This window comes from Halomonas sp. ATBC28 (genome assembly GCF_005937175.1).
Classification (GTDB): Bacteria; Pseudomonadota; Gammaproteobacteria; order Pseudomonadales; family Halomonadaceae; genus Vreelandella; species Vreelandella titanicae.
On record NZ_VCQL01000002.1, the window covers coordinates 116,716 to 142,966 of the forward strand.

The window sequence follows — 26,251 nt, forward strand, 5'->3', positions numbered from 1 at the left end:
CCTTTCTTTTCGCCGTCGTCTGTTTCAATATCTGGGCTTGTTGGCACCGGCCTGTTACTGAGCTTCTCCAATGGCGTTTTCGCCCAAAATACTGCGTCTAGCGCCGACGAGACCATGGTGGTCGTTGGATCGCGCACTCCTAGTCAGATCAGTCAAATTCCCGGTGCTGTATGGGTAATTGACAAAGAGATGCTGCAACAGCAGACCCGCAATGGTGCAGACCTAAAGACAGCATTGGGGCATCTGGTACCGGGGTTGGATCTGGCGCCTCAAGGGCGCACCAATTATGGGCAAAACATGCGAGGCCGGGGCGTGCAGGTGCTCATCGACGGCGTATCGCTGAACAGTTCCCGTGGGCTTTCCCGACAGTTCGATGCCATCGATCCCTTCAATATTGAGCGCGTGGAAGTGCTTTCCGGCGCCAGCAGCCTGTATGGCGGCGGTGCTACGGGGGGCTTGATCAATATCATTACCCGCAAAGGTGAAGAAGGCCTGAACTGGCGTACTGAAGCAGGCATCACCACCGGCTTCAACAACAGCGATGACATAGATCGACGCCTCGCACAATCCATCAGCGGTGGTAACGAGCGGGTTCAAGGCTATCTGGGTACCGCCATTGGCGACAACGGCCGCCACTATGACGGCAGCGGCCAGGAAATCTTTCCCGATATCGCCCAGACCGACCTACAGGATAATCGCAGCATTGATGTATTGGGCAACCTCTCTTTCCGCTTGACCGATGAACAGAGTCTGGAACTGGGTGCCCAGCTGTACCGTTCAGGCTATGAAGGTGACCGGGGTGTTTACTTTCCCAACCTCGACGCTGCCACGCCCAACTTGAACGATGCCGAAATTCGCGATGGCTACCGTTCACAGCGCGATCCGGAAACCGACCGTAAGCTCGTCAACGTCAACTATCACCACGCCAACCTGTGGGGGCAAAACTTCTACCTGCAGGCGTTCCACCGGGAGGAGGAGTCCAGCTTCCAGGCATTTCCCTACCCAGTCGCCGACGGCCTGCAATTTCGCGCCTCGCAACAAAACACCGATTTAAGCGGCATCAAAGCGCTGTTTGAATCGCGCCTGGGTGATGACGTTTCGCTAACCTACGGCCTCGATCTGGATCGTGAAACCTTCGATGCCAGCCAGATGCTGTTCGATACCGACATATCGGATGCTTCCGGCGGCCTGGTTCAGCAGGCATCGGGGGTTGAGCCTCGCTACCCCGGTTATCAAGTGGACGGGCTTTCAGGCTTCCTCCAGGGCGACTGGCAGGCCACCCAGGCGCTCAAGCTCTCCGCAGGGTTGCGGCAGCAGCATATGGACGTCGAGGTGGATGAATTCCAGGGGATTCCTGGCGGCGAGAATGACTATGAAGCAACGCTCTTCAATGCCAGCGCCCTCTACGACTACGGCAACGGTCACCAGAACTGGCTGCAGTTTAGCCAGGGCTTCGAACTGCCAGATCCTGCCAAATATTACGGCAAGAGCCCCGACGTAAGTGTCGATAACAACCCGTTATCTGCCATCGAGACGGATCAGATAGAGCTAGGCTGGCGCTACCAGGGTGGCAACTGGACGACCCAAACAGCGCTTTACTACGCCTGGTCGGACAAAGCGGTAGAGAACGCCGAGGATTTAAGCGTCAGCGTCGTCGATGAGAAGAAACGCGACTTCGGCCTGGAAAGCGCCGTGACCCGTTACTTTGATAATGGCCTGGAGGCAGGGGGCACCCTGCACCTGGTGCGTTCCGAGCAGGAGAACGACCAAGGGGAGTGGGAGAAGCGTGACGCCCGCTATGCATCGCTCTCTTCCGCCACTGCCTTTATTGGCTGGACGGACTATGTACGTTCGGCTCGCTTGCAGGCCAACCACAACTTCGACCTGAAAGACGATGCCGACCGCGAGATCGATGGCAATACCACCCTCGACTTATCGCTCAGCCAGGAAACCGATTTTGGCACCTTAAGCCTGGGAGTGCAGAACCTGCTGGATGATCAGTACTCCACCGTCTGGGGTCAGCGAGCCGCCATGTTCTATTCGCCCTACTACGGCCCAGAGTACCTCTACGACTACCAGGGCCGCGGGCGTACTTACACCCTGAACTGGTCGATGGAGTACTGAGTGCTGGTTCGCTACTCGCTGACAACCGCTCAAGGGTGAGGTAACGGGGATGGCTACACTCGGCTCAATAACGCCATCTTGCGTACCACTAACCACCCATGACCTGCTGGCTATTGGTCAGCGCTTCGGGATCGACTACCGCTTTCCCGAAGCGCCTGACCGCTCCCAGCCAGCGCCTTGTGTTGCCCATGGGCGGGTGATGGACGTTGAGGTAGACCCCACGCTGCGGGTGACACACTCTGATCTTGATGTCCTGCACGCTTACGCCTCCACTTCCCGGCGTGCCGCGCCGTGGTTTCTCAGCGTGATACTCGAGGGCCATATCCAAGTCGGCCTAGGGCACCAGTCGTTTCAGTTGCAGGCCGGCGACGCCTTCAGTGCCCATTTCAACGAGCAGACCGGGCTTGAGGTCTTCCAGCCCGCGCCACAACGATTGCGCATTCTCAACGTATCGATTCTGGCTTGCACAGAGCCTCTCTCTTTCTCGCCCATTAGCTGTTCGCCTATCAATGTTGCCCCTCCGGCAGCGCCCGTACTGCATACTTGGCAGGTGCCGCAGTTCCTTATCCATAGCCTGGAGGCAGCACTGGCTTCGAACTGGCCAGTAGAGCGGCAGCGCCTGCTATGGCAGGGGCTCGCGCTCCAGTTGTTAGCTCATGGGCTGCCTGCCGCCTCCCTTGAGTCCAGCGACGAAGAAAAGGCAGTCAGCCTGCCACCGGGTTTAACCCAGCGCGACCACCAGCGCCTGGAGCACTTGCGTCAGCAGCTCGAACACTCCCCCAACCAGGATTATCGGCTTGAGCAGTTGGCCCGCAATGCCGCGATGAGCCCGAGCAGCCTACGCACCAAGTTTCACCGCTGTTACGGCTGCTCGATATTCGACTACCTACGACGTTGTCGCCTGACCCAAGCTCAAGCGTACTTACGCAAAGGTTATAGCGTGCAGCAAACCGCTCACGCCTGTGGCTACCGCCACGCCACCAATTTTGCCACCGCCTTTAAGCGCGCTTTTGGCATTGCGCCCCATGAAGTACACCATCGCCATTAAAGCCGCAGGGTTGTTTTTGGAGCGCTAAGTTCCTCTGTTGGACGTTTTTTGGCAGTACGCATACTCCCTTTGTCATTGCGCATACCTTTCAGTAGCCATTAAGCGCAATAATTCTCATTAACACATTGGTTAATTGATGCTTATTGCAGGTGCCTCCATGCTCATCCCCCATCACCGTTTTCTACGCTCTCCGCTTAGCGTCGCCGTTCTCTCGGCACTGGCTGTTTCCCCGGTATACGCTCAAGAAAGCACCGAGTTAGCCACCGTCACGGTGACTGCCCAGCAGGCTGCCACCAAAGTGGAAACGCCGACGATCGAAATACCCCAGAGCGTTTCCACGATCACCCGCGAACAGATGGATAACCGCGGCGTAAGTACCGTGCAGCGCTCCACCGACTACACGCCAGGTGTTTACAGCAATCAGGTAGGCGCCTCCAATCGCTTCGACTACCTGGTACTGCGCGGTTTTTCTGACGGCAGCTTGAGCAATACCTTCCTGGATGGCCTGAAAGTAATGGGGGATGCCAACTCCCATAGCAGTATGCGCATTGACCCATGGTTTCTGGAAAGCATTGAAGTGGTGCGCGGGCCCGCCTCGGTACTCTATGGACGCGCCTCCCCTGGCGGGGTAGTCGCCCTGAACAGCAAGCGGCCAGAATTTGAACAGGGCGGTGAGCTGCGTTTTCGAGTGGGTAATAATAACCAGCGCAGCGCCGCTTTTGACCTCACCGGCCCTATTGGCGAAGAGCAGCGGGTGGCCTTTCGCCTGACCGGGATTGCCAGCGCCGCGGATACCCAGTTTGGCCCGGCAGAAGAGGAGCGCTATGCCATTGCGCCCCGGCTCACCTGGGATATCACCGATGACACCAGCCTCACCGTAGAAGCCTACCTACAGGATGAACCCGAAGGCGGCTACCACTCCGGCGTACCCTATGAGGGGGCCGTGGTCGCCCATAATGGCCACAAGATCAGCAACAACTTCTTTGATGGTGAAGAGGATTACGACACCTACGAGCGAACCCAACGCATGTTCGGCTACGCCCTGGAACACCGCTTCAACGACCAGGTGACCGGCCGTCAATTGATGCGCTATCTCAATTCCGACGTAGTGCTCAATCAGGTCTACGGTTTTGGTTGGACGTCACCGACGTCTAATGAACTCACCCGCTACTACTCCGGCAGCAATGAATCTCTGGAAGCCTGGACACTCGATAACCAGCTTGAAGCCACACTCAGCAGCGGCTTTATGGATCACACGCTGCTGTTTGGAGTGGATTACCAGCAGCGGGAAAACGACGTATCGTGGCCCACTGGGTATTTCCCGCCGCTCAATGCGTTTGACCCGGTTTATGGCAGCGACCCCATCGAGTTTTACGCCCCGGTGCGCGAACGCCATGAGATCGACCAGACCGGGGTTTACCTGCAAGACCAGATAGCCCTCGATAACTGGCGCTTCACCCTGGGTGGCCGCTACGACTGGGTCAATATCGACAATGCCAACCGCGATAGCGGTGATACCAGTTCCCTTAGCGACACCCAGTTCAGTGGCCGCGCCGGGGTGGTCTACCTGTTCGATAACGGCGTAGCGCCCTACCTGAGCTACTCTACCGCCTTCACCCCCACCAGTTTCGTGGATGAGAGTGGCGATCTGCTCCAGCCCATGGAAGGCGAACAGTGGGAAACCGGCGTTAAATACCAGCCTAACGGTAGCCAAAACCAATACAGCGCGGCGCTGTTCCATATCGGTCAGGAGAACGTCGCCACCAAAGAGCAGCCCACCGACCCATACCGAGCCGTAGGGGAGATCGAATCCCAAGGGTTGGAGCTGGAAGCGCAAACCCAGCTAACGGATACCCTCTCGCTTCAGGCAGGCTATAGCTTCACCGACATCACCTACGCCAAAAGCGATGATGGCAACCAGGGCAACAACGCGATTTACGCCCCTCGCCATCAAGTGCAGCTCTGGGGCCACTACCAGGCCAACGCGGGCTGGCTGAACGGCGTGGATATGGGGGTCGGCGTGCGCCACTACGCGGATATCGCCGCTGACCGAGCCAACACCGAAACCGTGCCCGACTACACCCTGGTGGATGCCACCATTGGCTACGACCTCAGCCAACTCGGCGTAGATGGTGTCGAAACACGTTTAAACGTGAATAACCTGCTGGATAAAGAGTACGTGGCCTCCTGCAACTCCCTGGAGTACTGCTACTTCGGTGCCGAGCGCGGCGTAACCGCCAGCGTTCACTACCGTTTCTAAGCGCCGATTCTAAGGCCCCTTTACAAGTCCTTATACTAAGCATAGTTAAGTAATCGTGATCTCACCTGCCCAGGCCACTACGCCTGGGCATTTTTTACTTAAATGCCCGTTTGCAAACAATAAATATTATCGTTTAAATGTATCTCTTATTTTTCCGGATGGCCTCTCACCACCATGCGCCACACCTCCCTGTTCTGTTTGCTCGCGCGCTGCGGGCTGTTTGCCGCCTGCCTGCTGAGCATTTCTAACGCCCAGGCCCAGTGGGCCACGGTCGACTGGACGATCGCCGAAACCTTGCTGGCTATTGACGCGCCTGTAAGCAGCGTCGCCCAGCAGAGTGACTACCGTGCCTGGGTAGGCGAACCGCGCATTCCTGATAATGTTAGCGATATGGGGCTGCGCACCCAGCCCAACCTGGAGCTGCTAGCCCAGGTGCCACCAGAGCAGACGCTGATTTCGCCCATGTTCGCGGGTTTAACGCCACGCTTGGAGAAAATTGCGCCGGTCACTTTGTTCTCGCTCTACTCCCCCGGCACCGATACCTGGCAGGAAATGCAAACCCTGACCCGTCAGCTAGGCGAGTTAACCGAGCGCCAGCCCCAGGCCGAGCAGCTTATTGAAGAGACCCAAGCCTTGATGGCCACGCTGCGCGAATCCCGGCCCCTCTCACAGTCAGAAATCGCGCCGCTACTGATGGTGCAGTTTATGGATGCCCGCCACGTGCGGGTGTTTGGGGAAAACAGCTTGTACAACGCCGTGCTGGAACAGCTCGACCTCTCCAATGCCTGGGATCAAGCCACGAATGCCTGGGGATTTGCACTGGTAGGGATTGAAACGCTGGCGCGCTACCCAGAAGCTACGCTGGTGATCATCGACCCGCTGCCCGCCGGAGCCGAAGAGAAGCTTGCAAAAAGCGGCCTGTGGCAGCAGCTCCCCAGCGTCAGGCACGACAGGATAGTTCGCCTGCCGCCGGTATGGAGCTTCGGCGCACTGCCCTCCGCCCAGCGCTTTGCCCGAAAGCTGACTACGGCGCTAGAGGCTGCGCCATCGGTTAGCCATCAGGGCAATGAGTAGAAGAACGTGAAGCTACCAAAGCGTTCTTAATTACGATAGGTTAAATACTTAAGGTAACGTAGCTTTAGCTTACATTGTCGTGAGTAACAACAGCAGAGGAAAGGCGATGACGCTTGCCATCGTAGCCACGCGCGCAGGCGTAGGTTTAGATGCACCGGCGGTGCATGTTGAGGTACATCTGGCCAACGGCTTGCCGGGCCTAACGCTAGTGGGCTTGCCGGAAACGGCGGTAAAAGAGAGCCGCGAACGGGTGCGCAGTGCACTGGTTAATGCAGGCTTTGATTTTCCCAATACCCGCCGTATTACCTTAAACCTCGCCCCCGCCGATCTACCTAAGGAGGGTGGCCGTTTTGATCTGCCCATTGCCCTAGGTATCCTCGCCGCCTCCGGGCAAATTCCCGTGGAAGCGCTGGAAGGTATGGAGTGCGCTGGTGAGCTGGCCCTGGATGGCAAGCTGCGCGCGGTGCCGGGCATACTGCCCTTTGCCCTGGCCACCCGGCGGGCGAAAAAAGCACTGATCATTCCCCGCGACTGCGCCGATGAAGCCGCCCTGGCAGGCGATTTGCCGGTGCTGCCTGCCGATACTCTCTGGCAGGTAGTGGCGCACTTACTCGCTCAAGAGAAGATACCCCCGCACAAGCTCAGCGCTTCGGTGAAAACCACCGCCCCGGTGGATGACCTTGCCGATGTGCGCGGCCAACAGCAGGCTCGCCGTGCGCTGGAAGTCGCGGCGGCCGGGGGGCATAACCTGTTGTTTGCAGGCCCTCCTGGCACCGGCAAAACCATGCTGGCCAGCCGCCTGCCGGGCATTCTGCCGCCGCTCTCTGAGGAGGATGCTCTGGCAGTCGCTGCTGTGCGCTCGGTTTGCGGGTTACCGCTGGAAGCGGACTGGGGAAGAAGGCCATTTCGACAGCCCCATCACAGTGCCAGCGGCGCCGCCCTGGTAGGTGGCGGCTGTCATTTTCAACAATTGTTGCGACTAAACAATAATTGCTGCGACAATCTCTATGTTGAGTTTACATAGAGCACGCCCTTGTGACCGTTTCTCTCAAACAATCCAGAACCTTTAGCTTTCAAGATGGCACCCTTAAAGACGAAACTGAGCGCTTGGTCGTTTGGTGGTACGGGCCTATCTTCAAAAATATCCGCTCACAAAGCGTCCCTAAAATTTATGTATTTTTAAGACCTATTGATCAGGAGAACAAATTAGGAGACGTGATTAAGCGAACGACGGTCTTAACGCATGTCGGACTATTGAGAATCGGCTCCGTCTGGGAAAAGGGCGTGAGCAACTCCCGCATCGCATTTGAGGAGAAAACATTCCCTGTTTCGTTCTCTCCGGGCGGCTGGCGGATTGTCTCCTTAGACGACTTGCACAAAGCAGGGCGCAGCCTCTATACCTCCTTTCATGAGGCAAGCTATTTACCGCTGGACAGAAAACACAAATCGTACCTGATTGAATTTGACCTCCCAGATGGCAAACATCTGCTCATCCCTTGCACCGAATTTTTTGCACGCGTTTACGGTCGATCATCTGAAATCAAGCGTGTGCTCGCCACTTACTGTTGGGAGGAGGTCAAAGAACGGCTTTATCGACCGCTTAATGCGCCCCCATCGCCAGGTACCTGGCCTGTCAGATTTACATATCGTGTTCATAGGCACGATGCGATTTTGCTCGCGCACATGCTGTACGACCCCTATGCCGAACAAGCTGCCAGAGATATTTATGCGCAGACTGAAGCCAGCTTCCCCCAAGATAAGATGCTTTTAAAAGTCACTCCATGGTTTCAAGGCAGCGGGGAAATCTCTGTTTCTGGCGTTCCAATTGATGGTGGCAACACATTCCTAGGCTTGCAGATATTAGGCTGTACGCAGCCCGATGGTGCCACGATCCACCGTGAAAGAGAGAAATCAACGACAGTACCAGCCACCGATGGCGACGATGCCCCCTCTCAGTTCCCCTATCATCAGCTTCAAGACATCCCCGATGTCATTGACCTGACGGATGATGACGAGCCCGACCATGGTTCTTCCTGGCTAGACCTTACTGAGGACGAATTCGTTATTTTAGGTAAGCCTCGCGCCGTCTTGGATAAACGATATACCCGAAAAAACGTGCCCGATACACGAGGCGTCCCCGTTCCGGGTGACGAAACCATTTTCTCCACTGGGGAGCCACATGGGTCAGGGAAGGGAGTGGGACAAGCGTCTATTCATGCTCCTATTACACTGGAATCACAGGGCTTTCTACGTGATATGTGGAATGCGCTTCTCTATTTACAATCGGCCTATCCCGCAACGATTCGTGGCGTTAGCTGGTTTACCTTTGAAGACGGATTCAGCACTTCTCCTGACCCTCGGTTAATCAGCCTCGAACCTTTCGAAATAGACGAGGAGGTGGAAACGTCAGTCGCTAATTGGGTTTACATTGATACTCAGACCAAGGTACCTCGCGGGGTGCTCGTCGTTCGGGTGCATGTGTTAGATCAAACGCTCTATCTCATGGAGATCCAACGACGCCCTCCAAAACCCAGAGCTGGCGGTAGCGAGGAGGCATCCAAGCCTCCTTCCTATAAAGGTTTAGTCTTCACGCTGAGCCACCAAGGCAGCTTCGAGCAGTGGTTACGCCAAGTGCTGTCTAACGTGCGGCACGTAGAAGGTGTTGTCCAAAAACTAGTTGGTCACTGCCCAGGATTCGCCGATACGTTCAAGCACCCTAAATCCAAAAAGGAACAGATACCCTGCGAAGCCTCTGTGTTAAATGCTTTTAGCAAGGTCAGTATTGGTCGCAGTGACTTAGCATAGGTACTATTTGCCACCTTTATGAGTAGCGGTGTCTGTTTTGTCGGTAAGAGCAACCTGTACACCCCGTGTGCAGGTTGCTCTTCTGACGAAGAGCCGATACGGCCATCCCTTCAGTGGCGGGCGAGGATCTTCGCTGCGATGGGCGAAGTGATCATTTGAATCACGGCAAAAAAAGCGGCTGGAATTGCGATCTCTGATGGCAAGCCAGAAGCAGCGACAAACGCTGCAGCGATGCTGAATTCCTTTTTACTGACCGTGAAAAGATAGGTAATCACCTCTTTGCGATCAGAGGTGAGTAACCGTGAGGACATACCTACCAGGTACCCAATCAAATTGAGGCACAGGGCCGCGCCCGCAATCACAAACGCATACCAGCCATAGCCAATGATCGTGGTGGCATTCGGCCCGACCACGGCGAGTAGGATCAGCAGATACAGAATCGACCCTATCCCTGCATACGCTGAATCATGCCGTGCAAAGAAAGCCGAGAACCTTGTACGCAAGCTGACCCCAATCACGGTAGGAAGAAGCACGATTAGTGTTAATTCAAGAATAATTGATCCAAGCGGCACGTCTAACTGAAGGCCGGTGAGCCATAAAAACAGGAAGGGAACAATAAACGGACATAACGCGGTGTTGACTGCGTTGAAAACAGCGGCAAGCGCCACATTGCCTTTCGCCATCAGTACCAAAAGAGGAGAAGACACATCTGTCGGCAGCGTGCCGAGCAAGGTTTGGCCAGCAGCCAGCGGGCCGCTTCCAAAAAATAGACGGCCCGTTAGCCACCCGGCAATCGACATAGGCCCATAGACCAGCCCCAATGCCAACAACTGCCGTGACGGCTTTCGGAACACGATGCGCACTGCATGCGCATCGAATGTGAGGCTGATAATCAACATCAGTAATGCCAGTAATGGCCCAATCGCGAACTTAAGCATTATTCCGGTGGCCGGAAAGAGTAAGCCTCCCCCCGCGACGACGATTACAAACCAGACAAGGTGCGCCTCGACAAAATAAATGAATCTACCCATGGTGGATTGGACGTTACCGGTTGAAGTGGATTGAGCCCCGCACCTAAAACATGATCACCTTCGGCCCAGCACACAAAGGCTCCTTGGTAGCTAGGGACGTGCTTCCCAATCCAGCGATGCAAATAGATAATGCTCAAGGGTTGAAGCTTTAGTTGCTAGAGGTTTTATAGTACCAAGAACAGATAATTCGAGAGAAGGTAACAGATGGGACATCATCATGATCATCCCCACATTGATCCTGCCTCTGGCGACCGGCGCGTCAGCATCTCCATTTGGGCCAATGGGCTCTTAACCATCGCTCAAATCGTCGGTGGCATTATGGCGGGGAGCCTATCGCTGATCGCTGATGCGTTACATAACTTTTCTGACATGGCAGCATTAGTCATTGCCTTTGCTGCTCGTAAAATCGCCAGACGGCCTGCCGATGCGCATATGACCTTTGGCTATGGCCGCATCGAGATAGTGGCAGCACTCATCAATTACACCACCCTCATTATTGTCGGTGTCTACCTGATTTACGAAGGCGCTATGCGGATGGTCGATCCCCCTGAGATAGAGGGATGGACGATCGTGATTATTGGTGGCGTCGCGCTCGTCGTCGATGCCCTTACCGCCATGCTCACGTGGTCAATGCAAAAAGAGAGTGTCAATATCCGCGCCCTTTTTCTGCATAACTTATCGGATGCGTTTGCCTCCATCGCCGTGATTATCGGTGGTTCGCTTATTTTACTGTACGACATGCGCTGGGTGGACCCCGCGATCACGATAGGGATTGCGCTATATATTCTTTACCTAGCCTTCTCTGAAATTGGCGGCCCTATCCGTACGCTAATGCTGGGATCTCCCCCGGACATTGACGGGCAGGCAGTCGTTGAGACCGTACGAGATATCGAGGGAGTCCAGGATATTCACCATGTGCATCTATGGCAGATGCAGGAAAACATGGCAGCCCTTGACTGCCACGTGGTTCTGACAGAAACCGGCTGGCAGCAGCTTGAATCCGTCAAAGCAGAGATCAAGGAGCAGCTTAAAATGCGCTTCAGTATTGCTCATTCCAGCCTAGAGTTTGAGCATAGTGACCACGCGCATCAAAATGCCAATCTATATGGGCACGAGTGATAGACCGAGGCCGACTCCCGGCTCAGGTAGGTAGCGAGCGGCTTACTCCCATAGCGATTGGCTTATTTTTCAACCCTACTTTTCCACCCCATCGTTGAGAAAGAGAGAGAAACATGTTCAAAAAAGCGTCTTTTATATTGGCCGGTACGTTAATGCTGACCGCTGCGATCGTCGCCGTATCGAAACCTGCCCTCTTAGATATGCAAGCTCAGGCAGCAAAGGAGAGCAGTGTCCAGGCAGAGGACTCCTTGGTGCGCTCACACTCCCCCATCTTGGGACGAGAAGACGCGCCGGTGACGATTGTGGAATTCTTCGATCCGGCTTGCGAAGCCTGCCGTGCTTTCTATCCCCTGACAAAAAGTATTCTGGAAACCTACCCAGAAAAAGTGCGGCTCATCGTGCGCTACACTCCTTTCCACGGCGACGTATCTGATAAGGCCATTCGGGTATTAGAAGTTGCTCGTCGTCAGGGCGTCTTTGAACCGGTACTGGAGAGGCTGCTGGCTCGCCAGGATCAATGGGCTTCACATGGCAGTTTTGATGAATCCGCTATCCTCGATATCGCGAGCCAAGGAGGCCTTGATTTAGCGGCTGCCGAAGAGCAACTGACTTCTGCTGAGGTGCAGGCGGTGATTGACCAAGACATGGCGGATGTCAGAGCCAATCAGATTCGCCAAACACCTACCTTTTTTGTCAATGGCGAGCCTTTAGACCCCTTTGGTATGCAAGAGCTGATTGATGCCGTTGAGAGTGAAGTAGCGGAGATCTCTGGGGAAGAGGATGGCCAGTGATGCAGCGCTGGTGGTTACTAGGCTTTGTGGGCTTTTACCCCTTGCTAGCCGAAGCCAATTGGCAAACGCATCTGTCATTGCCTCCGTCTGAACTTAGCCCTGTCAAGTTACAGGCGGCTAGCGAGCAAGAAGGCACATTACCGCTCGATAGCGTTGATACCCTAACCTTTGGGCGTGATGTCGTCATTGATACCACCCTCTACGAGGCCTTGGCAGCAGAAGGTGTCCCAACGCGTTTCGCCACTAAACTGGAAACACTGCTCAGCGAGTTTATCGCAGCGCCGCTGGAGTTTTCTGGCAGTGAACGTATTCAATTAGTGTGGGAGGAAGATCGACGCCAGGACGGCGCCCGTGTTGGGCCACCACGCCTCAGTTATGCCGCTCTGCCTGATCAGGCAGAGCCCTTGGAGGTCATATGGCCGGTCACCCAAAAGGGGGACGTAGCTCTTTTCAAAAGCGACACCCTGCTAGGCACGTTGCGGTTGCCCGTGCTTAGTGCCCGCTTAACGTCTCGCTTTGGGAATCGGCGACATCCTGTGTATGGAGGGATGCGTCCTCATAATGGAATTGACTTGGCTGCGCCGACAGGAACGCCGGTCATTGCCACCGCACCTGGGCGCGTATTCTTTATGGGTCGCCAAGGGGGATATGGGCAGGTGATCGAGGTGGAGCACGACACAGGGGCCATTAGTCGCTACACACACCTTAGCCGATTCTCCCCACAGCTAGTGGTTGGGGATTTAGTCAATGCGGGAGAGTCGCTCGGAGAGGTAGGTTCCTCCGGGGTCGCCACGGGCCCCAACCTGCATTACGAAGTGAGAGTCAATAACCAGCCTGTTGATCCCCTTGGTCAAGGTCAACGCATCATGTTGGGTGAGCAGCCGACTCAAGGTGAATATCAAGCGTCACTTTACGAGGCAAGAGATCGCTTGGAACAAGCTATCGGCACGGCGTCCATTTATGACTTGATCTCGTTTAACGAGCCGTAACCACCCGTGCTTAGCAACGTTGCATGGATTGTTAGTAACGTGAACGTGTGCTTGCCTCGTTATGGAACCCTAGCGCTGTGATCACTCATCTACCACAAGACAGGTAATCGGTATGGAAGAGGTTTCTCTCGTCACAATGGGGGTATTGGGAAGCCTTGCCGCGGGCTTGATGACGGCTGTCGGGGCGCTTCCTATCTTGTTTACCAAAAGACCGAATCGTGGTGTTCGCGATTTAGCGTTGGGGTTCGCCGCTGGCGTCATGCTAGCGGCCTCTTTCTTCTCACTGATCATACCCTCCTTAGAAGCCTCGGAGCTGCGTTACGGAGGTAGCGTGGTACCTGCTGCCATTGCCTGTGCGGCCATCTTGCTAGGGATTGGAATGGTCGCACTACTGAACGAACTCTTACCTCATGAGCACTTCGAACAGGGGCGAGAAGGGCCAGAGGCTGCCTCACTACGTCGTATCTGGTTGTTTATTATTGCCATTACGATACACAACCTGCCAGAAGGGCTAGCCGTTGGCGTGGCCTTCGGCGCAGGGGGAAGCGAAGGAGGCATTCCACTAGCGATTGGCATTGGACTTCAGAATGCCCCAGAAGGACTGGCCGTAGCAGTATCACTGCTAGGCGTGGGCTATTCACGTTGGCGGTCATGGACGATTGCCGCCCTTACGGGGCTTGTTGAGCCGTTGGGTGGCTTATTAGGCGCTGGAGTCATCAGCATGTCACAAGCGCTACTGCCCTGGGGGTTGGCCTTTGCAGCGGGGGCGATGTTGTATGTGATCAGTCATGAGATTATTCCCGAAACTCATCGAAGCGGGCACCAAAAAAAGGCCACGCTGGGCCTCTCCATCGGATTGGTACTCATGCTGTTTTTGGATGTTTCGCTGGGCTGACCATTGGGCGTGGGGCGTAGCGTTAGTGCTAACCCAAGTCGAGAGCCCCTCCGTGCGATTTTTCAGTGATACAGAGTTGATGATCACTGATGACCTCAATGATTCGGCAGCTTTCCACTTTACCACCGGCACACTGCGTGACCATCCGTTGAAGCTCCTCACGCAGTATGGACAGTCGTTGAAGGCGGGACTCCACTTTCTTTAGGTGATGCGTGGCGATGGCATCGACTTCTTGGCAAGGCATATCAGGTTGATCTGACATGGCCAAAAGCTCTCGCACTGACTCCACCGAAAAGCCAAAGTCACGGGCATGACGAATAAAGGTCAAGCGCCGCACAGCGTCGTCTCCATAGCGGCGCTGCCCCCCACCGGTTCGTGTCGCATCGCGCAACAGCCCAATACGCTCGTAATAGCGAACCGTTTCAGGTTTGCAATCGGCTCGTCGTGCTAACTCACCAATGCTGATACTTTGGCCGATCATCGACATGGTAAAACTCCTTAGGCAGGGCTTGAAGCTGTAGTTGCTACAAGGTTTACACTTAAAAACCATAGCCCATTGGCAGGAGAGGCACCATGAAAACATCAACGCCGACAACAGCGCCTACCACCTTGACGCTGCGTGTTGAAGGCATGGACTGCGGCGGTTGTGAGCGCAAGGTTGTATCGGCGCTAGAGCGACTGGAAGGCATTGAGGAAGTCACGGCAAGCTCGGTCACGGGATCAGTGAAGATTCACCACCACGATCACGGGGCCCCCTCGCGAAAGACCATTGAGGGCATCCTGAACGAACTAGGCTATCAAGTGGCTTCCCATGATGGCCAAACACGCGCACCTGGTGCTTCATCCTCTTGGTGGCAAACCGCTAAAGGGCGCTTGGTCATTATCACAGGCAATTTGCTGATCGTAGCCTTCGCGCTTCGTTTAGCATGGCCTGCGCTGGGTAATATGCCTTTCATTTTGGCCACGCTAGTCGGCTTAATACCCATTGCGCAGAGTGCCTGGGGCGCCCTCAAAATGCGCAATCCCTTTACCATAGAGATGCTGATGTGCATCGCTGCGCTTGGCGCATTGGCCATCAATGCTGCCGCTGAAGCTGCGATGGTCGTGTTCTTGTTCGCCGTAGGTGAGCTACTCGAAGGGGTAGCTGCTTCACGAGCGCGCCGCAGTATCTCAGCCTTGGCAAATTTAACACCCTCAACGGCGAGGCTGATGGACAATGGCCATCTGCGTGACGTCTCGGCGGAGTCACTTAAACCCGGGCAGCGTGTGCTGGTGCGGCCCGGTGATCGCGTACCCTGCGATGGACGCATCCTGGTGGGCACCTCCGACATTGACGAGTCGCCGGTAAACGGCGAGTCCATACCCCGTTCGCGAGCGCCTGGTGATGACATTTTTGCTGGCACAGTGAATCTTGATGCCGCCCTGGAGGTGGAGGTAACACGAGGCGCTGATGACAATACGATCGCACGCGTTATTCGTCTGGTTGAAGAAGCACAGGCCGCCAAGGCACCGATAGCACGCTTTATTGATCGTTTTGCGTATTACTATATGCCCGCCGTCGTCTTACTCGCCCTACTGATGGCGATAGTGCCACCGCTGGTATCGACCATGGCATGGTCGGAGTCGATTTACCGTGCGTTAGCATTGCTGTTAATCGCATGCCCCTGCGCGTTAGTCATTTCCACCCCAGCCGCCATCGCCGCCGGTCTCTCGGCGGGAGCTCGGCGCGGACTACTGATCAAAGGGGGAGCCGTTCTTGAACAGTTAGGTAAGCTTCGCTTGGTGGCATTAGATAAAACGGGCACCCTCACTGCGGGTACCCCAAGAGTCACAGATGTGGAGTCTTGGATTGCTGAGGAAGACGATAACAGCGTATTGCGGCTCGCCGCCGCAATAGAGCGGGATTCCAGTCACCCTATCGCCACGGCTATCGTTGAGCATGCCCGACAGTCGGGCATCAACCTCCCCACCGTCACCGGCGGCCGCGCTCTGGCGGGGCGCGGTGTTTCCGGCCAGGTGGAGGGTCGCGAGCTGAGCTTAATGACGCCTCGTCACCTTCACGAGAAAGTCATCCTTGAGGAAAGTCTCAGTGCTCGGATTGTCGCGTTAGAAGAAGCCGGTAAGAGCCTCGCTCTCCTCGTCGAAGGCGAGCGTTTACTGGGCTTGATCGCGGTTCGCGATGAGCCACGCGAAGATGCCATTGAAGGCCTAGCGGCGCTATCCCGTTTGGGCGTACAGGCGGTCATGCTCAGCGGTGATAATGCCCGCACCGTCGCTGCCACGGGGGGTCGCTTAGGCATTGAAGCGTACGGCGAACTAATGCCTGAAGACAAGGCAGCGTATGTTCGAGACTGGCAAGCGGCTGGCCGTGGCCCCATCGGTAAAGTAGGCGATGGCATCAACGATGCACCGGCACTCGCGGCAGCCGATGTGGGTATCGCGATGGGGGGCGGCACGGATGTGGCGTTGGAAACCGCCGATGCAGCCTTGCTCAAGAACCGCGTTACCGGCATCGCTGAGCTGATAGACCTCTCTCGTGCCACACTGCGCAATGTGAAAACCAACGTTGTTCTCGCCCTTGGCTTAAAAGCCATTTTCCTAGTTACAACGGCGCTGGGTATTACCGGCATGTGGATTGCGGTGATGGCCGATACCGGTGCTACCGTCCTGGTGACGTTGAACGCCATGCGACTGCTGGGTTACCGCTTTTCGCCCAGTACCGCAATGACAGGCCTGTCACAAGGAAAAACAACGTCATGAGAACAGCGCCAAACGATAGCCCTTCACGACGTTGGCCATGGTTCACATTTGCTTGCGTATTGGCTCTAGCCGATCAACTGGTCAAAGAAATCGTGCACGCCCAGATGTCGTTTGGCCAAGTCATTCCGCTAACGCCGTTTTTTAACTGGGTTTATACCGGGAACACAGGAGCCGCTTTCAGCTTTCTCGCAGAAGCAGGGGGTTGGCAGCGCTACCTCTTTCTTGGTTTAGCGTTGGTGGTGGTCGTCGTATTGGTTGTGCAGCTATGCAAACCCCTGTCGCGCTTGGAGGCCTGTGCGTACAGCCTGATTCTTGGCGGCGCGCTCGGTAATACTGTTGATCGCTTAGCGCGAGGGTACGTCGTCGACTATCTGGACATTTACTGGGGCGAATGGCATTGGCCCGCCTTTAACATGGCCGATATCGCTCTGTTTGCAGGTGTATTGATGTTCGCAGTGGCGTTATGGCGTGAAAGTCCTGCTTTTAAGCGCTCTGAGTAACGCTATGGATGTGGTCGATAAAGATAAAGAATATACGCTTTTTGCTGGGCGCTCCTCACCAATAGTCGATTGCGTTGTAGCGCTCGCCGCTGGGGTAATGACCACCTTGAGTGCCGCCCCCTTTTCCCTATGGTGGCTTGGCCCAGTGGCCGTGGCACTGGTCTATTGGAAGATACAGTCGCTAACGCCCGCCATGGCCACCCTGCGTGGGTGGTGCTATGGGGTAGGCCTGTTCGGTTCTGGCACATCATGGGTCTTCGTTGCTATTCACGATTTCAGTGGCACCGGGGCCTTGGTGGCGATGCTCCTCACCACTCTTTTTGTCAGCGCCCTGGCGCTCTTCTTTGCAATCCCCTTTGGGCTCTATCGGCGCATCACGGGGCCACGGTTAGCCTGTCTTAGCTTTGCCGGTATGTGGGTGGTGAGCGAATGGCTACGCACCTGGTTGCTCACCGGCTTTCCCTGGTTATTGCTGGGCACCTCTCAGGTAGATTCTCCACTAGCCCCATGGGCGCCCGTTGGTGGTGTGTACTTGCTGTCACTCATGACCGCGCTGACAGGTACGTTAGGGGTAGAGGTACTGCGTCGCCGCTGGGGTTTCCTTGTCCCAATGGCCGCCTTGTGGATCGTTCCATTCCTATTGCCCGCCCAATGGACAACCCCGGCTGGCAAGCCCATCCGGGTGGCATTGCTGCAAGGGAATCTTGACCAGCGCATTAAGTGGACTGCCCAAGGGCAGCGCGAGGCGATCAGTATCTACACGGCGATGACACGGGAGCAAGCAAGGGATATCGATCTCATCGTTTGGCCCGAGGCAGCCCTTCCCATGCTTGAGCAGGAAGCACAGCAAATACTTGAGCAAGTAGCGTCCGACCTGGGGCCTGACACCGCCTTGTTGACCGGCATTTTGCAACGCGACAGTGAAGGGCGCTCTTATAACAGCGTCATAGGGCTAAATGATGTGCAGGGCGAATACCAGAAGGCGCACTTGGTGCCCTTTGGCGAGTATTTGCCATTCCAAAGTCTCCTCGCTGGCACCCTTGCTTTTTTCGACTTGCCAGTACCTCGCCTGACCCCAGGGACAGGCGAACAGGCTCCGTTACACGTGGCTGGAGCCACCATTGGCAATGCCATTTGTTACGAAATCATTTTTGCCGACCATGTCGCCCAACAGGCGCGTAATGCCGAGCTGCTATTAACGGTTTCCAACGATACGTGGTTTGGGCGCTCCATTGGCCCACACCAACATCTTCAAATGGCGCGTCTACGTGCCTTAGAAAATGGTCGTCACCTACTTCGAGCTACCAGTAATGGCGTGACGGCCATCATCGATTCACAAGGCCACGTCACAGCCCGTGCCCCACAGTTTGAACCGGCCAGTTTAACTGGCGAGGTGACCCCGATGCAGGGCCTAACTCCTTTCACACGCACCGGTAGTGGCCCCGCTTGGATACTCGCTGCGGTGCTGACACTGCTCGGGTTACAACTGAACTTATCTCGATCAAAAAACGACGCATTAGATGAAAAAGGAACCTAGCGATGCTCTTGGCAAAGAACGCAGCAATACTTAAGAGATTCCTCCCATGGCCAATGCAGATCGGCTTCATCGTGAGTGTGATGGTTTCGTTTCTGGCATGGCTCCCTGTCGCCATGGCGGCACAACCTTCCACTGCCCAGGAGACGGAATGGCCCAAAGGGCATTACCCGCTACCAGAGGAAGGTAATATTATCGGAGAGGCTGACACCTTTATCGTAAAGGATTACGACGATACCTTGATAGATATTGCCAGGCGTCACAACCTTGGCTATTTGGAGATGATCCGTGCAAACCCAGAGGTTAGCATCTGGGTTCCAGGGGTGGGCACGGAAGTGACTATTCCGGGACGTTTTATTCTGCCGAATGTGGAGCGTACTGGGATCGTCATCAATATCGCCGAGCTGCGGCTTTACTACTACCCAGATGTCAAAAACGGTGAGACACCGCGTGTTGAGACCTATCCTATTGGCATTGGTCGCGAAGGGTTTGATACTCCTCTAGGCGTGACCGAGACCACCATGAACATTAAAAACCCCGCGTGGTACCCGCCTGAGTCGGTAAAACGCGAAGCGGAAGCACGCGGTGAAACCGCGCCCAGCGTTGTGCCACCCGGCCCCGATAACCCGCTAGGAGACCATGCCATCATCCTAGGCTTCGATGGCTATTTGATTCACGGCACCAACCAGCCCGATGGCATTGGCATGCGCGCAAGCCGAGGTTGTATCCGCATGTTACCCAAAGACATCGAATCTATATTTGACCGCATTCCACCCGGCACCCAAGTCAACATCATCAATCAGCCGATCAAGATAGGTTGGGAAGGCGGTCAGCCGCTGATTCAAGCCTTTCCGCCGCTTGGAGAAGAAGAGCACAGTATGACCGCACTCACAGAGACCATGACACGCCTTAACCAATACAATGTCGATAACGTAAACCTCGATTACGAGCAGCTCAGCGATGTCCTGTCACTCTCTAACGGGCTTATAACCCCACTACATCCAAAGCAGGAACAGGAGCCACAGCGCCACAGCCCAGAAGAGAAGGCTATCAAGGGCATTTATGAAGACCTGGTTTTGACGTCATCTCAACGGTCATGACACGCCTTTTGGCACCCCGTTGAGCCCTGGCATATAGGTAGAGAGCCATAGCCCCGTCCAAACGGCGGGGCGACATTCGCCTACAGAGTCGCGGGGCCCTCCAAGTGACTGCGCGCTATCAGTGTCTTAGCACTCAATATCCAGAGGCAGCCAGTAGGTAACGCCACCCACTACCACCTGTATCCCGTCTGTCGTCCGCTCTACGGTCTGTTGTCGAAGCATTTTCTGCGTTAATTTTGTGTCATGGAAATACTCCATGGCAGCAACGATCCATGCCTCCCTCCAGGCCTCTCCTTGATCAGCACACCGGGCCATCGTCATCAGGGTGCGGGCTAGTGTTTCTTTTCGCCGCTTTCTTGCCCGTTTTACATCCACCCGAGGAGCCAACGTGGTGGCATGTTGGCGATTTAAGAAATTAGTAAACCCCGTGACCGAGGCTGCTTGTCCGGGCACCGCCTGCAAATAGTTGTCCACATCGCCCTGTTGAGGCAGTCGCTGCCCCTCCCGGTCAGTAGCGAGTAGCAATGCGGCTGCCGCTCTTAGTGCAAGTCGTGCGGAGGTGTGGGACGTTTTGCCCGCCTCTATACGGGTTTCCAATTGCTGCCAATAAGCATGCAGCGCTTTTTCTGATAAAGAAGCGGACGGCATAGACCTGAGACACGCTTTGATACGTCGTTTCTCTGAGTCGATCTTCTTTGCTTGGTGATCCGGCTCTACCCCTTGCTCTTCATGCAGCCATCGCATAGGAAGTCTTACACGCCGCAACCCCTCCGCACCGAAGTGATGAAGCAGCTCCGAATAGCTCGGTATCCGTGACCATGCCTGGTCGATCTCAAGGAAGAACGAGAAGAAATGATTGATCTTGAGGGCAGCCTTATGCGGCCCTGTGGTACGAATCAGCCATTCACCAAATTCCCCAAAGGCCTCACGTAACGCTTTGGTGGTGATACCGGCTTGGCCAATGATGATCCGCTTACGACATGTGCGCGTCCAATAGCAGGGCTCACAGGCATCGCCTCGACCCGCTGGCATGGGATTACCACACAATGGACAGGCAATTTCCCCTTGCTCATTACAGGCTTTGCACAATGCGTCACCGCTGGATGTCATGACCAATAAGCGATGTCGACGACATGCAGAACAGGTACCGTGGTCTGCTGTCGAACAGCGTGGACATAAGCGATGATCATGCCCCATACGCGCCACTCGGGTAAGACGTTGAGATGCTTTCCCACACGCCTCGCAGGGCTCTGGTTCTTTGAAATAGGGAGCGCAGGCGATACAGACAGGGCCGTAGGGAGTGACCTTGCCGATGTTGTAGTCTGAACGGGCTTTTCCACATCGTGCACACGGTTTGTCGACGTTGCACTGACGACAGACGGCGTCTGGGTCATTCTTAGGCAGACGGGCTAACTCACCACATCGTGGGCACATTCGCCGCTTAAACACACGAGCATAGCAAGTTGAACAGTAACCATGCCCTTTATGGCGTCGCCACAATTTGGAGACTTCTCGACCACACTCATCGCAGTCGACCGTTTTGTGTTGCTTCAAGAGGTTGGCTCCGCTTTCATTCTCCGTTTTAAGCGCGCCCATGAGGCTCTCACTGCGCGTTCCGACATGGGGCGATGAGCCGGTAGAGCACGGCGGCGATGCGGCCCATGGGGGTGATGAGATAACCGCGATAACAACGGCAACAACATAACGGGGGGTGACTTTCGGGGATCATGAAGCGCGCTCGTTTTGACATTACAAGCGACCAGAGCGCTAAACGTTTCTTCAACGCCTATACTGAGCAAACGCTCCACCGCCGCTAATAAAGCACAACGCTCGTTGACAGGCAGCAGCTCAAACGCCAACCCAGACACAGGCATTTGGCTATCCGTCATCGAAATGCCCAATGTTAGAAGCGCATCTGCGAGGGGTGACGCAGGCCGCCGACTTGCACGCCGAACAACGCCAACAAAGAAGGTCACCATAGAAAACCAATCGGCGGGTGCGATAGGGGCCTCCCTAAACGTCACGTTGCTTCTTGTTAAAGCACGATCAGCCATCACTTGGAAACTGAACGCTTCTGGTAAAGGCGACGTGCATACCGCCTTTCTAAAATCGTTATAACACCGGCTGCACTGAGCTAAATGTTGATCTTCTGCTGACAGGCGATGAGGCTCTATAGGGGCCTTGCATACCGGGCACTCATCTATCAGTTGCACCCCATGAAAGCGGCACCCAGTGTGCCAAGCGAATCGCCAGTGTCGGCGCAAGTAGGGGGCTGAGTCCTCTGCCAAACACAATGCACAAATCTGTTGTCCTCCATGGCGAGTTCGATTTCGGCTGCCGAGTGCCAACAACCAGGGCCAAGTCCGCGTTTCCAGTAATGAGTAACCGGCCACTTTCTCACAATCGTCCCGCATCCCAGCTTTCTGAAACTCAGCGGACGATATCCCCGATGCATTGACTAATGGGCGCATTCTTACGAGGGGAATTTCCCTATCAATATCCCTTGTCCATATACGCCATGTTGGCCAGATAGCCCCAGTGAGCGACAAGGGATCACACCCCTGTCTCAACGCCGCCCGTACCAGCCATGAAGAAAGCGACTCTTCAGGCAACAGAGGCACACTCAGCGCCCAGGGCATTACAGCATCACTTCCCTAATGCCACGGGTAGGTCGCACCCATGATTTACTCTGAATAATTTTCTCATCGATGCGCTCAGCCCCGGACAAAATAGCGGCATTGGCACACTCAATCAGCAGCCGGTGCAGGTCGCCAAAATTGCCGCCAGAGATCGCGTGGAGCTGGGTCGCCAATTGGGGCTCATGCAGTTGGGAAGGATGTTTGAGCGGTAATATCTTCTCAAAGCCAGCGAGCAGCTTCTGAAACTCCTGATTGAGCTCCCACTTTGGTAACGCGACCACATCAAAGCGACTCGCATGCTGTGGGTCTGAATGCAGCACACGCACAGCGTCTTGCGTCCCCACACCAACGATGGGAATCATTAGCTCATTGCATAAAAGCTTAATGGCATTCATCGTTTCGCGCTGCTTAACAGCACCACCGGTTAACAGAGAGTGAAACTCATCGATGATCAACAAGCGGGTATGGCAAGCACGCAGTTGATGAATCACCTGGTAGCGCAGCTTGGGAACAGGATCTGTAGGCCGGTAGGGAGCCCAGAAACTCTCTAGCACTGCGATATACAGACTTTTCTCATCGGCACTCGGGGGAGCCTGAGTGACAACAACAGGCTTCACGGGCTCTACGTCTTCATTCACGTAGCCTTCACCGTACTGCTTACGAAACCGTTGAACGATGGTTGTCTTTCCGTTGTTGGAGTCACCCACGAGCAAGAGGTTAGGCATACGAGGACGACTGGGCTTCTCCATCAACCCACGCATGACCTCAATGACACGATTGGCCAATGGATAGCCCAACCAGCGCGGTTGATCCATAAACTCCATTCGCTCTTTAGCGGACAGCCCCAAGACGTGACGAAGATCAGGATGAAGGTGTGTGCTCATGCTATGTCCCAGTTCACATCGATATCACCCGTTAAAAGACCGTCCCCTTGAGCGGGTGTCTCTTTAGGGGCAGCAGTTGAGGGCGCATGTAAAAGGGGATCTGCAGGCGTCACCTTCTTCTCATGCTCTTTACGTCGTTGTGCCTGACGGCGACTTCGCTTAGTACGTGCTTGCGACTCCTCCACATGGATTCGCAGCTCACTAATAGCGCGTAGAATTTCAGTCTCATTGACCGAGTTTCTTCCTTCCTGCCGAAGGCGCGCTTTAGCTTGGGCATACTCCCAAACACTCATCGAGGGGAGGGCAAGATTGGCAAAGGGCACGCGAAAATAGTGCCCGAGCTCCGGGTCTTTGAACCAAATGACACTAATGTCGCGAGGGTCGCGCCGGAAAACAAAGGTGCGTTTCTTGTCTGGCATGTCTGGATCTTTGGCATTGATCCAAGGTCTTAGCGCTTCATCGTAATAGTTTATGCCATCGATGGTCACACCAAAGGTCTGGATCGTACGCTGAAAGCTGGGCAAAAAATCGAGCAATACAGAGAGCCTGTCAGCAGGCCTCGGCGCTAATCCCACTCCCTGCACATCCGCATTGCCAAACACACCAATTTCCCACTTCTTCATCGGCGACATACCAATCCCAGAATGAAGGCGCTGGTGGTAAACCTTGCAAATCAACGTCACCAGCCACTCTTCAAACTCGCTTTTCGTCATGGCCGCGTGCTTCTCTGGATCGTATCCCTCTTTCTCTTTAATGGAGGAGAAGGTCGTCCCAGGCAGGTTATGGATTTCCTTTAGAAGAGAGCCCAGTACCCGCTCAATGTGGCCACCATAACGAGGCTGCTTAACAGGCCGAAACTCAAGGTTGATCCCATAGGCTAGGCATGAGCGCCGAAACGTCTCAGAGCGAAAATCTGGGCCGTTATCGACATGAATCGTGGCGGGTGTGCCCCATACCGGCCACTCAGCCTCCACATTATGCAGTAGCAACCACTCATCTTTAGGAAGCATGGAGTGCGCCACACACATGCCGACAGATGTTTCAGAGGGCGGGTCAAACGACAAGTAATACCCCGTGACCATGCGAGTAAACACGTCCATGGCCAACGTAATCCATGGGCGACCAATCGGCTTGCGATACACGTCATCGACCAAAATAATATCGGCAGGTGTGTGGTCAATCTGCATAACGGCTAACGGATAGTCCGCATTGGGAAATTTTCCGGCAGCCGGCTGGAACTTGTTAATGGCTTTGTCTCTAAAACCATGGCCACGCAACCGGTCACGCTCTGGGATATCACGCAGACGAGCACGAACGGTACCAGGGCTCGGCGGGTCGATGCGCCGTTCATGGCAGCGCCGCATGACTTCCTGTACCGCTTTTTGTGCGGACGGACGCTGCAGCGTCAAATACACCTCTTTGATGACTTCCTGAATCACCGCCTCGGCATGCGCGGGGATACGCAACTTTCCTTTCTTCCACCCTGGCTTTTGAGGAATCAATGCAAGCACCGAGCCCGTCGCTTTATACCGCTTCAACCAACGGTAGATCGTAGCCGTATCAACCCCCGTTTGTTTCGCACGCTCCTCCGCTGCATCCCGCCCCACCGTATGGCGATCCACCAAGGGCTTAATGATGGAAAAGCGATGCTCGGCCTCCCGCCAATCGGCATCCCCAATCTCGGACATATCCTGCTCAGGGGATACGGACCCGCTATTGAGAGGCGCTAGTTCTTTGATGCGAAGCGGGCAACTACGCCCGGACTCAACGGCAATGCCAATGACTGTCTCAAAATCGAGCACCTGGGAAATTCGGTAAACGGTGCCATCTTTCTGAACCTGCTCACCCACCATAATCTGCAAGTGTTGGCGTGTTTGGGCGACGCCGTTATTGGGTTCAGTTGCGCTGCCACGATGGTTATTCATAATCGGGTACCCATACCTCTGATAGAGGACTGAAGGATTGGGCCATATCGCAATCTAACTGCCGAGTCGCCAGTAGATGCCATAAATGCGCAATCCCCTCTGCCCGGTAAATATCGCCCATAAAGTACCGAGAAAGCAGGTAATCCAAGGTCGCCACCCCCATTTCCCTCACCGTGTTGAGGACTGCCTGGCTTTCGACAGAGGGAAACACCATCCGCTTATAGCGCGCTAGGAAGGTAATGTTGTCCAAGGTCTTATCACGAATGCGGCTTTCATCATGAATGCGAAACGCCCAGCCCTCGTTGTTGGCATGCCGCATCGCCGCCTTCCATTTAGGCGACCATTCACGCCAATGTGCTTGCCACTTTTCCCGTGGTTTGACCTCCACCAGGAGAGGTTTTGGGTAATCCCTGTAATGACGGTTACCGAGACGGTAATAAACCAAATAGTCAGGTGTGTAGGTGTAGCGCCTACCGGTCACGGGATGATGAAACGGGATCTCGCACGGCTGGGAAATCACACCAAGGACGCTCACATCAAAGTCAGCCTTGATGAGGAAATCACGTTCGAGCGTCGACTCGAACGCAATAGACTCCTCCCCGCGAAAGGCATAGTAGCCAGACACACTTCGTCGGGTAGGGCCGATTTTACGAACGGATGTAGGCAGTGGCATGGGTAGTCGCACCAAATGTTGAATAAAACAAGGCCTGTCGCATCAATTGCTATTAATTCTGTCGCACTCAATCCTGTACAGACTACCATAATAGCCCGAT

Annotated in this window: 19 protein-coding genes and 1 pseudogene; 14 read left to right on the forward strand and 6 right to left on the reverse strand. The window is 55.1% G+C overall.

What is annotated here, in order from left to right:
• The first annotated feature begins 114 nt into the window (after positions 1–114).
• From E0L35_RS02545 to E0L35_RS02570, 6 genes and pseudogenes are all read left to right on the forward strand, one after another.
• On the forward strand, positions 115–2,124 hold the full coding sequence (locus tag E0L35_RS02545) for a TonB-dependent receptor (RefSeq protein ID WP_230805313.1): 2,010 nt from the start codon (positions 115–117) through the stop codon (positions 2,122–2,124).
• Positions 2,125–2,173: 49 nt separating this feature from the next.
• Positions 2,174–3,172 carry a helix-turn-helix transcriptional regulator gene (locus tag E0L35_RS02550; protein WP_138799511.1) on the forward strand — a complete coding sequence of 333 codons (999 nt, stop codon included), beginning with the start codon at positions 2,174–2,176 and terminating at the stop codon, positions 3,170–3,172.
• A 157-nt stretch (positions 3,173–3,329) separates the two neighbouring features.
• Positions 3,330–5,432, forward strand: a complete 2,103-nt coding sequence (locus tag E0L35_RS02555; RefSeq protein ID WP_138799512.1) for a TonB-dependent siderophore receptor — start codon at positions 3,330–3,332, stop codon at positions 5,430–5,432.
• 174 nt (positions 5,433–5,606) lie between these two features.
• Positions 5,607–6,506, forward strand: coding sequence for an ABC transporter substrate-binding protein (locus E0L35_RS02560; RefSeq protein ID WP_138799513.1), 900 nt, complete (start codon positions 5,607–5,609; stop codon positions 6,504–6,506).
• 106 nt (positions 6,507–6,612) lie between these two features.
• Positions 6,613–7,461 (forward strand): annotated as a pseudogene (locus tag E0L35_RS02565) (magnesium chelatase domain-containing protein); the annotation flags it as partial.
• 80 nt (positions 7,462–7,541) lie between these two features.
• On the forward strand, positions 7,542–9,311 hold the full coding sequence (locus E0L35_RS02570; RefSeq protein WP_027957951.1) for a hypothetical protein: 1,770 nt from the start codon (positions 7,542–7,544) through the stop codon (positions 9,309–9,311).
• 110 nt (positions 9,312–9,421) lie between these two features.
• Here E0L35_RS02570 and E0L35_RS02575 read toward each other — a convergent pair whose 3' ends face one another.
• Positions 9,422–10,342, reverse strand: a complete 921-nt coding sequence (locus E0L35_RS02575) for a bile acid:sodium symporter family protein (RefSeq protein WP_027957952.1) — start codon at positions 10,340–10,342, stop codon at positions 9,422–9,424.
• A gap of 204 nt (positions 10,343–10,546) precedes the next feature.
• Between E0L35_RS02575 and E0L35_RS02580 the strand changes: the two genes are divergently transcribed.
• From E0L35_RS02580 to E0L35_RS02595, 4 genes are all read left to right on the forward strand, one after another.
• On the forward strand, positions 10,547–11,461 hold the full coding sequence (locus tag E0L35_RS02580; protein WP_016916432.1) for a cation diffusion facilitator family transporter: 915 nt from the start codon (positions 10,547–10,549) through the stop codon (positions 11,459–11,461).
• A 113-nt stretch (positions 11,462–11,574) separates the two neighbouring features.
• Positions 11,575–12,252 carry a thioredoxin domain-containing protein gene (locus tag E0L35_RS02585; RefSeq protein WP_016916431.1) on the forward strand — a complete coding sequence of 226 codons (678 nt, stop codon included), beginning with the start codon at positions 11,575–11,577 and terminating at the stop codon, positions 12,250–12,252.
• Positions 12,252–13,241, forward strand: coding sequence for a M23 family metallopeptidase (locus E0L35_RS02590; protein ID WP_016916430.1), 990 nt, complete (start codon positions 12,252–12,254; stop codon positions 13,239–13,241). The genes E0L35_RS02585 and E0L35_RS02590 overlap by 1 nt, the downstream gene beginning before the upstream one ends.
• A 112-nt stretch (positions 13,242–13,353) precedes the next feature.
• Positions 13,354–14,136, forward strand: a complete 783-nt coding sequence (locus E0L35_RS02595; protein WP_016916429.1) for a ZIP family metal transporter — start codon at positions 13,354–13,356, stop codon at positions 14,134–14,136.
• Between the two features lie 28 nt (positions 14,137–14,164).
• Here the strand turns inward: E0L35_RS02595 and E0L35_RS02600 are convergent, their stop codons facing one another.
• Positions 14,165–14,623 carry a helix-turn-helix domain-containing protein gene (locus E0L35_RS02600; RefSeq protein WP_027957954.1) on the reverse strand — a complete coding sequence of 153 codons (459 nt, stop codon included), beginning with the start codon at positions 14,621–14,623 and terminating at the stop codon, positions 14,165–14,167.
• Positions 14,624–14,709: 86 nt separating this feature from the next.
• Here E0L35_RS02600 and E0L35_RS02605 point away from each other — a divergent pair, with 86 nt between their 5' ends.
• From E0L35_RS02605 to E0L35_RS02620, 4 genes are all read left to right on the forward strand, one after another.
• Complete coding sequence (locus E0L35_RS02605) at positions 14,710–16,896, forward strand: heavy metal translocating P-type ATPase (RefSeq protein WP_027957955.1); 2,187 nt, start codon at positions 14,710–14,712, stop codon at positions 16,894–16,896.
• A complete protein-coding gene (gene lspA, locus E0L35_RS02610) occupies positions 16,893–17,396 on the forward strand; it encodes a signal peptidase II (RefSeq protein ID WP_027957956.1) in 504 nt (167 codons plus the stop codon). The genes E0L35_RS02605 and lspA overlap by 4 nt, the downstream gene beginning before the upstream one ends.
• 4 nt (positions 17,397–17,400) lie before the next feature.
• Positions 17,401–18,933 carry an apolipoprotein N-acyltransferase gene (gene lnt, locus E0L35_RS02615; RefSeq protein WP_027957957.1) on the forward strand — a complete coding sequence of 511 codons (1,533 nt, stop codon included), beginning with the start codon at positions 17,401–17,403 and terminating at the stop codon, positions 18,931–18,933.
• A gap of 80 nt (positions 18,934–19,013) precedes the next feature.
• Positions 19,014–20,030, forward strand: a complete 1,017-nt coding sequence (locus E0L35_RS02620) for a L,D-transpeptidase family protein (protein ID WP_230805336.1) — start codon at positions 19,014–19,016, stop codon at positions 20,028–20,030.
• Positions 20,031–20,156: 126 nt separating this feature from the next.
• Here E0L35_RS02620 and E0L35_RS02625 read toward each other — a convergent pair whose 3' ends face one another.
• The 4 genes from E0L35_RS02625 to E0L35_RS02645 all read right to left on the reverse strand — a co-directional run bounded on the left by E0L35_RS02625 (position 20,157) and on the right by E0L35_RS02645 (position 26,151).
• On the reverse strand, positions 20,157–21,062 hold the full coding sequence (locus E0L35_RS02625) for a hypothetical protein (protein ID WP_027957958.1): 906 nt from the start codon (positions 21,060–21,062) through the stop codon (positions 20,157–20,159).
• A gap of 1,606 nt (positions 21,063–22,668) precedes the next feature.
• Positions 22,669–23,553 (reverse strand): TniB family NTP-binding protein, encoded by an 885-nt coding sequence (locus tag E0L35_RS02635; protein ID WP_027957960.1) that lies wholly within the window; start codon positions 23,551–23,553, stop codon positions 22,669–22,671.
• Positions 23,550–25,478 (reverse strand): Mu transposase C-terminal domain-containing protein, encoded by a 1,929-nt coding sequence (locus E0L35_RS02640; RefSeq protein WP_120386062.1) that lies wholly within the window; start codon positions 25,476–25,478, stop codon positions 23,550–23,552. The genes E0L35_RS02635 and E0L35_RS02640 overlap by 4 nt, the downstream gene beginning before the upstream one ends.
• Complete coding sequence (locus E0L35_RS02645; protein ID WP_120386061.1) at positions 25,471–26,151, reverse strand: TnsA endonuclease N-terminal domain-containing protein; 681 nt, start codon at positions 26,149–26,151, stop codon at positions 25,471–25,473. The genes E0L35_RS02640 and E0L35_RS02645 overlap by 8 nt, the downstream gene beginning before the upstream one ends.
• Positions 26,152–26,251: the final 100 nt, after the last annotated feature.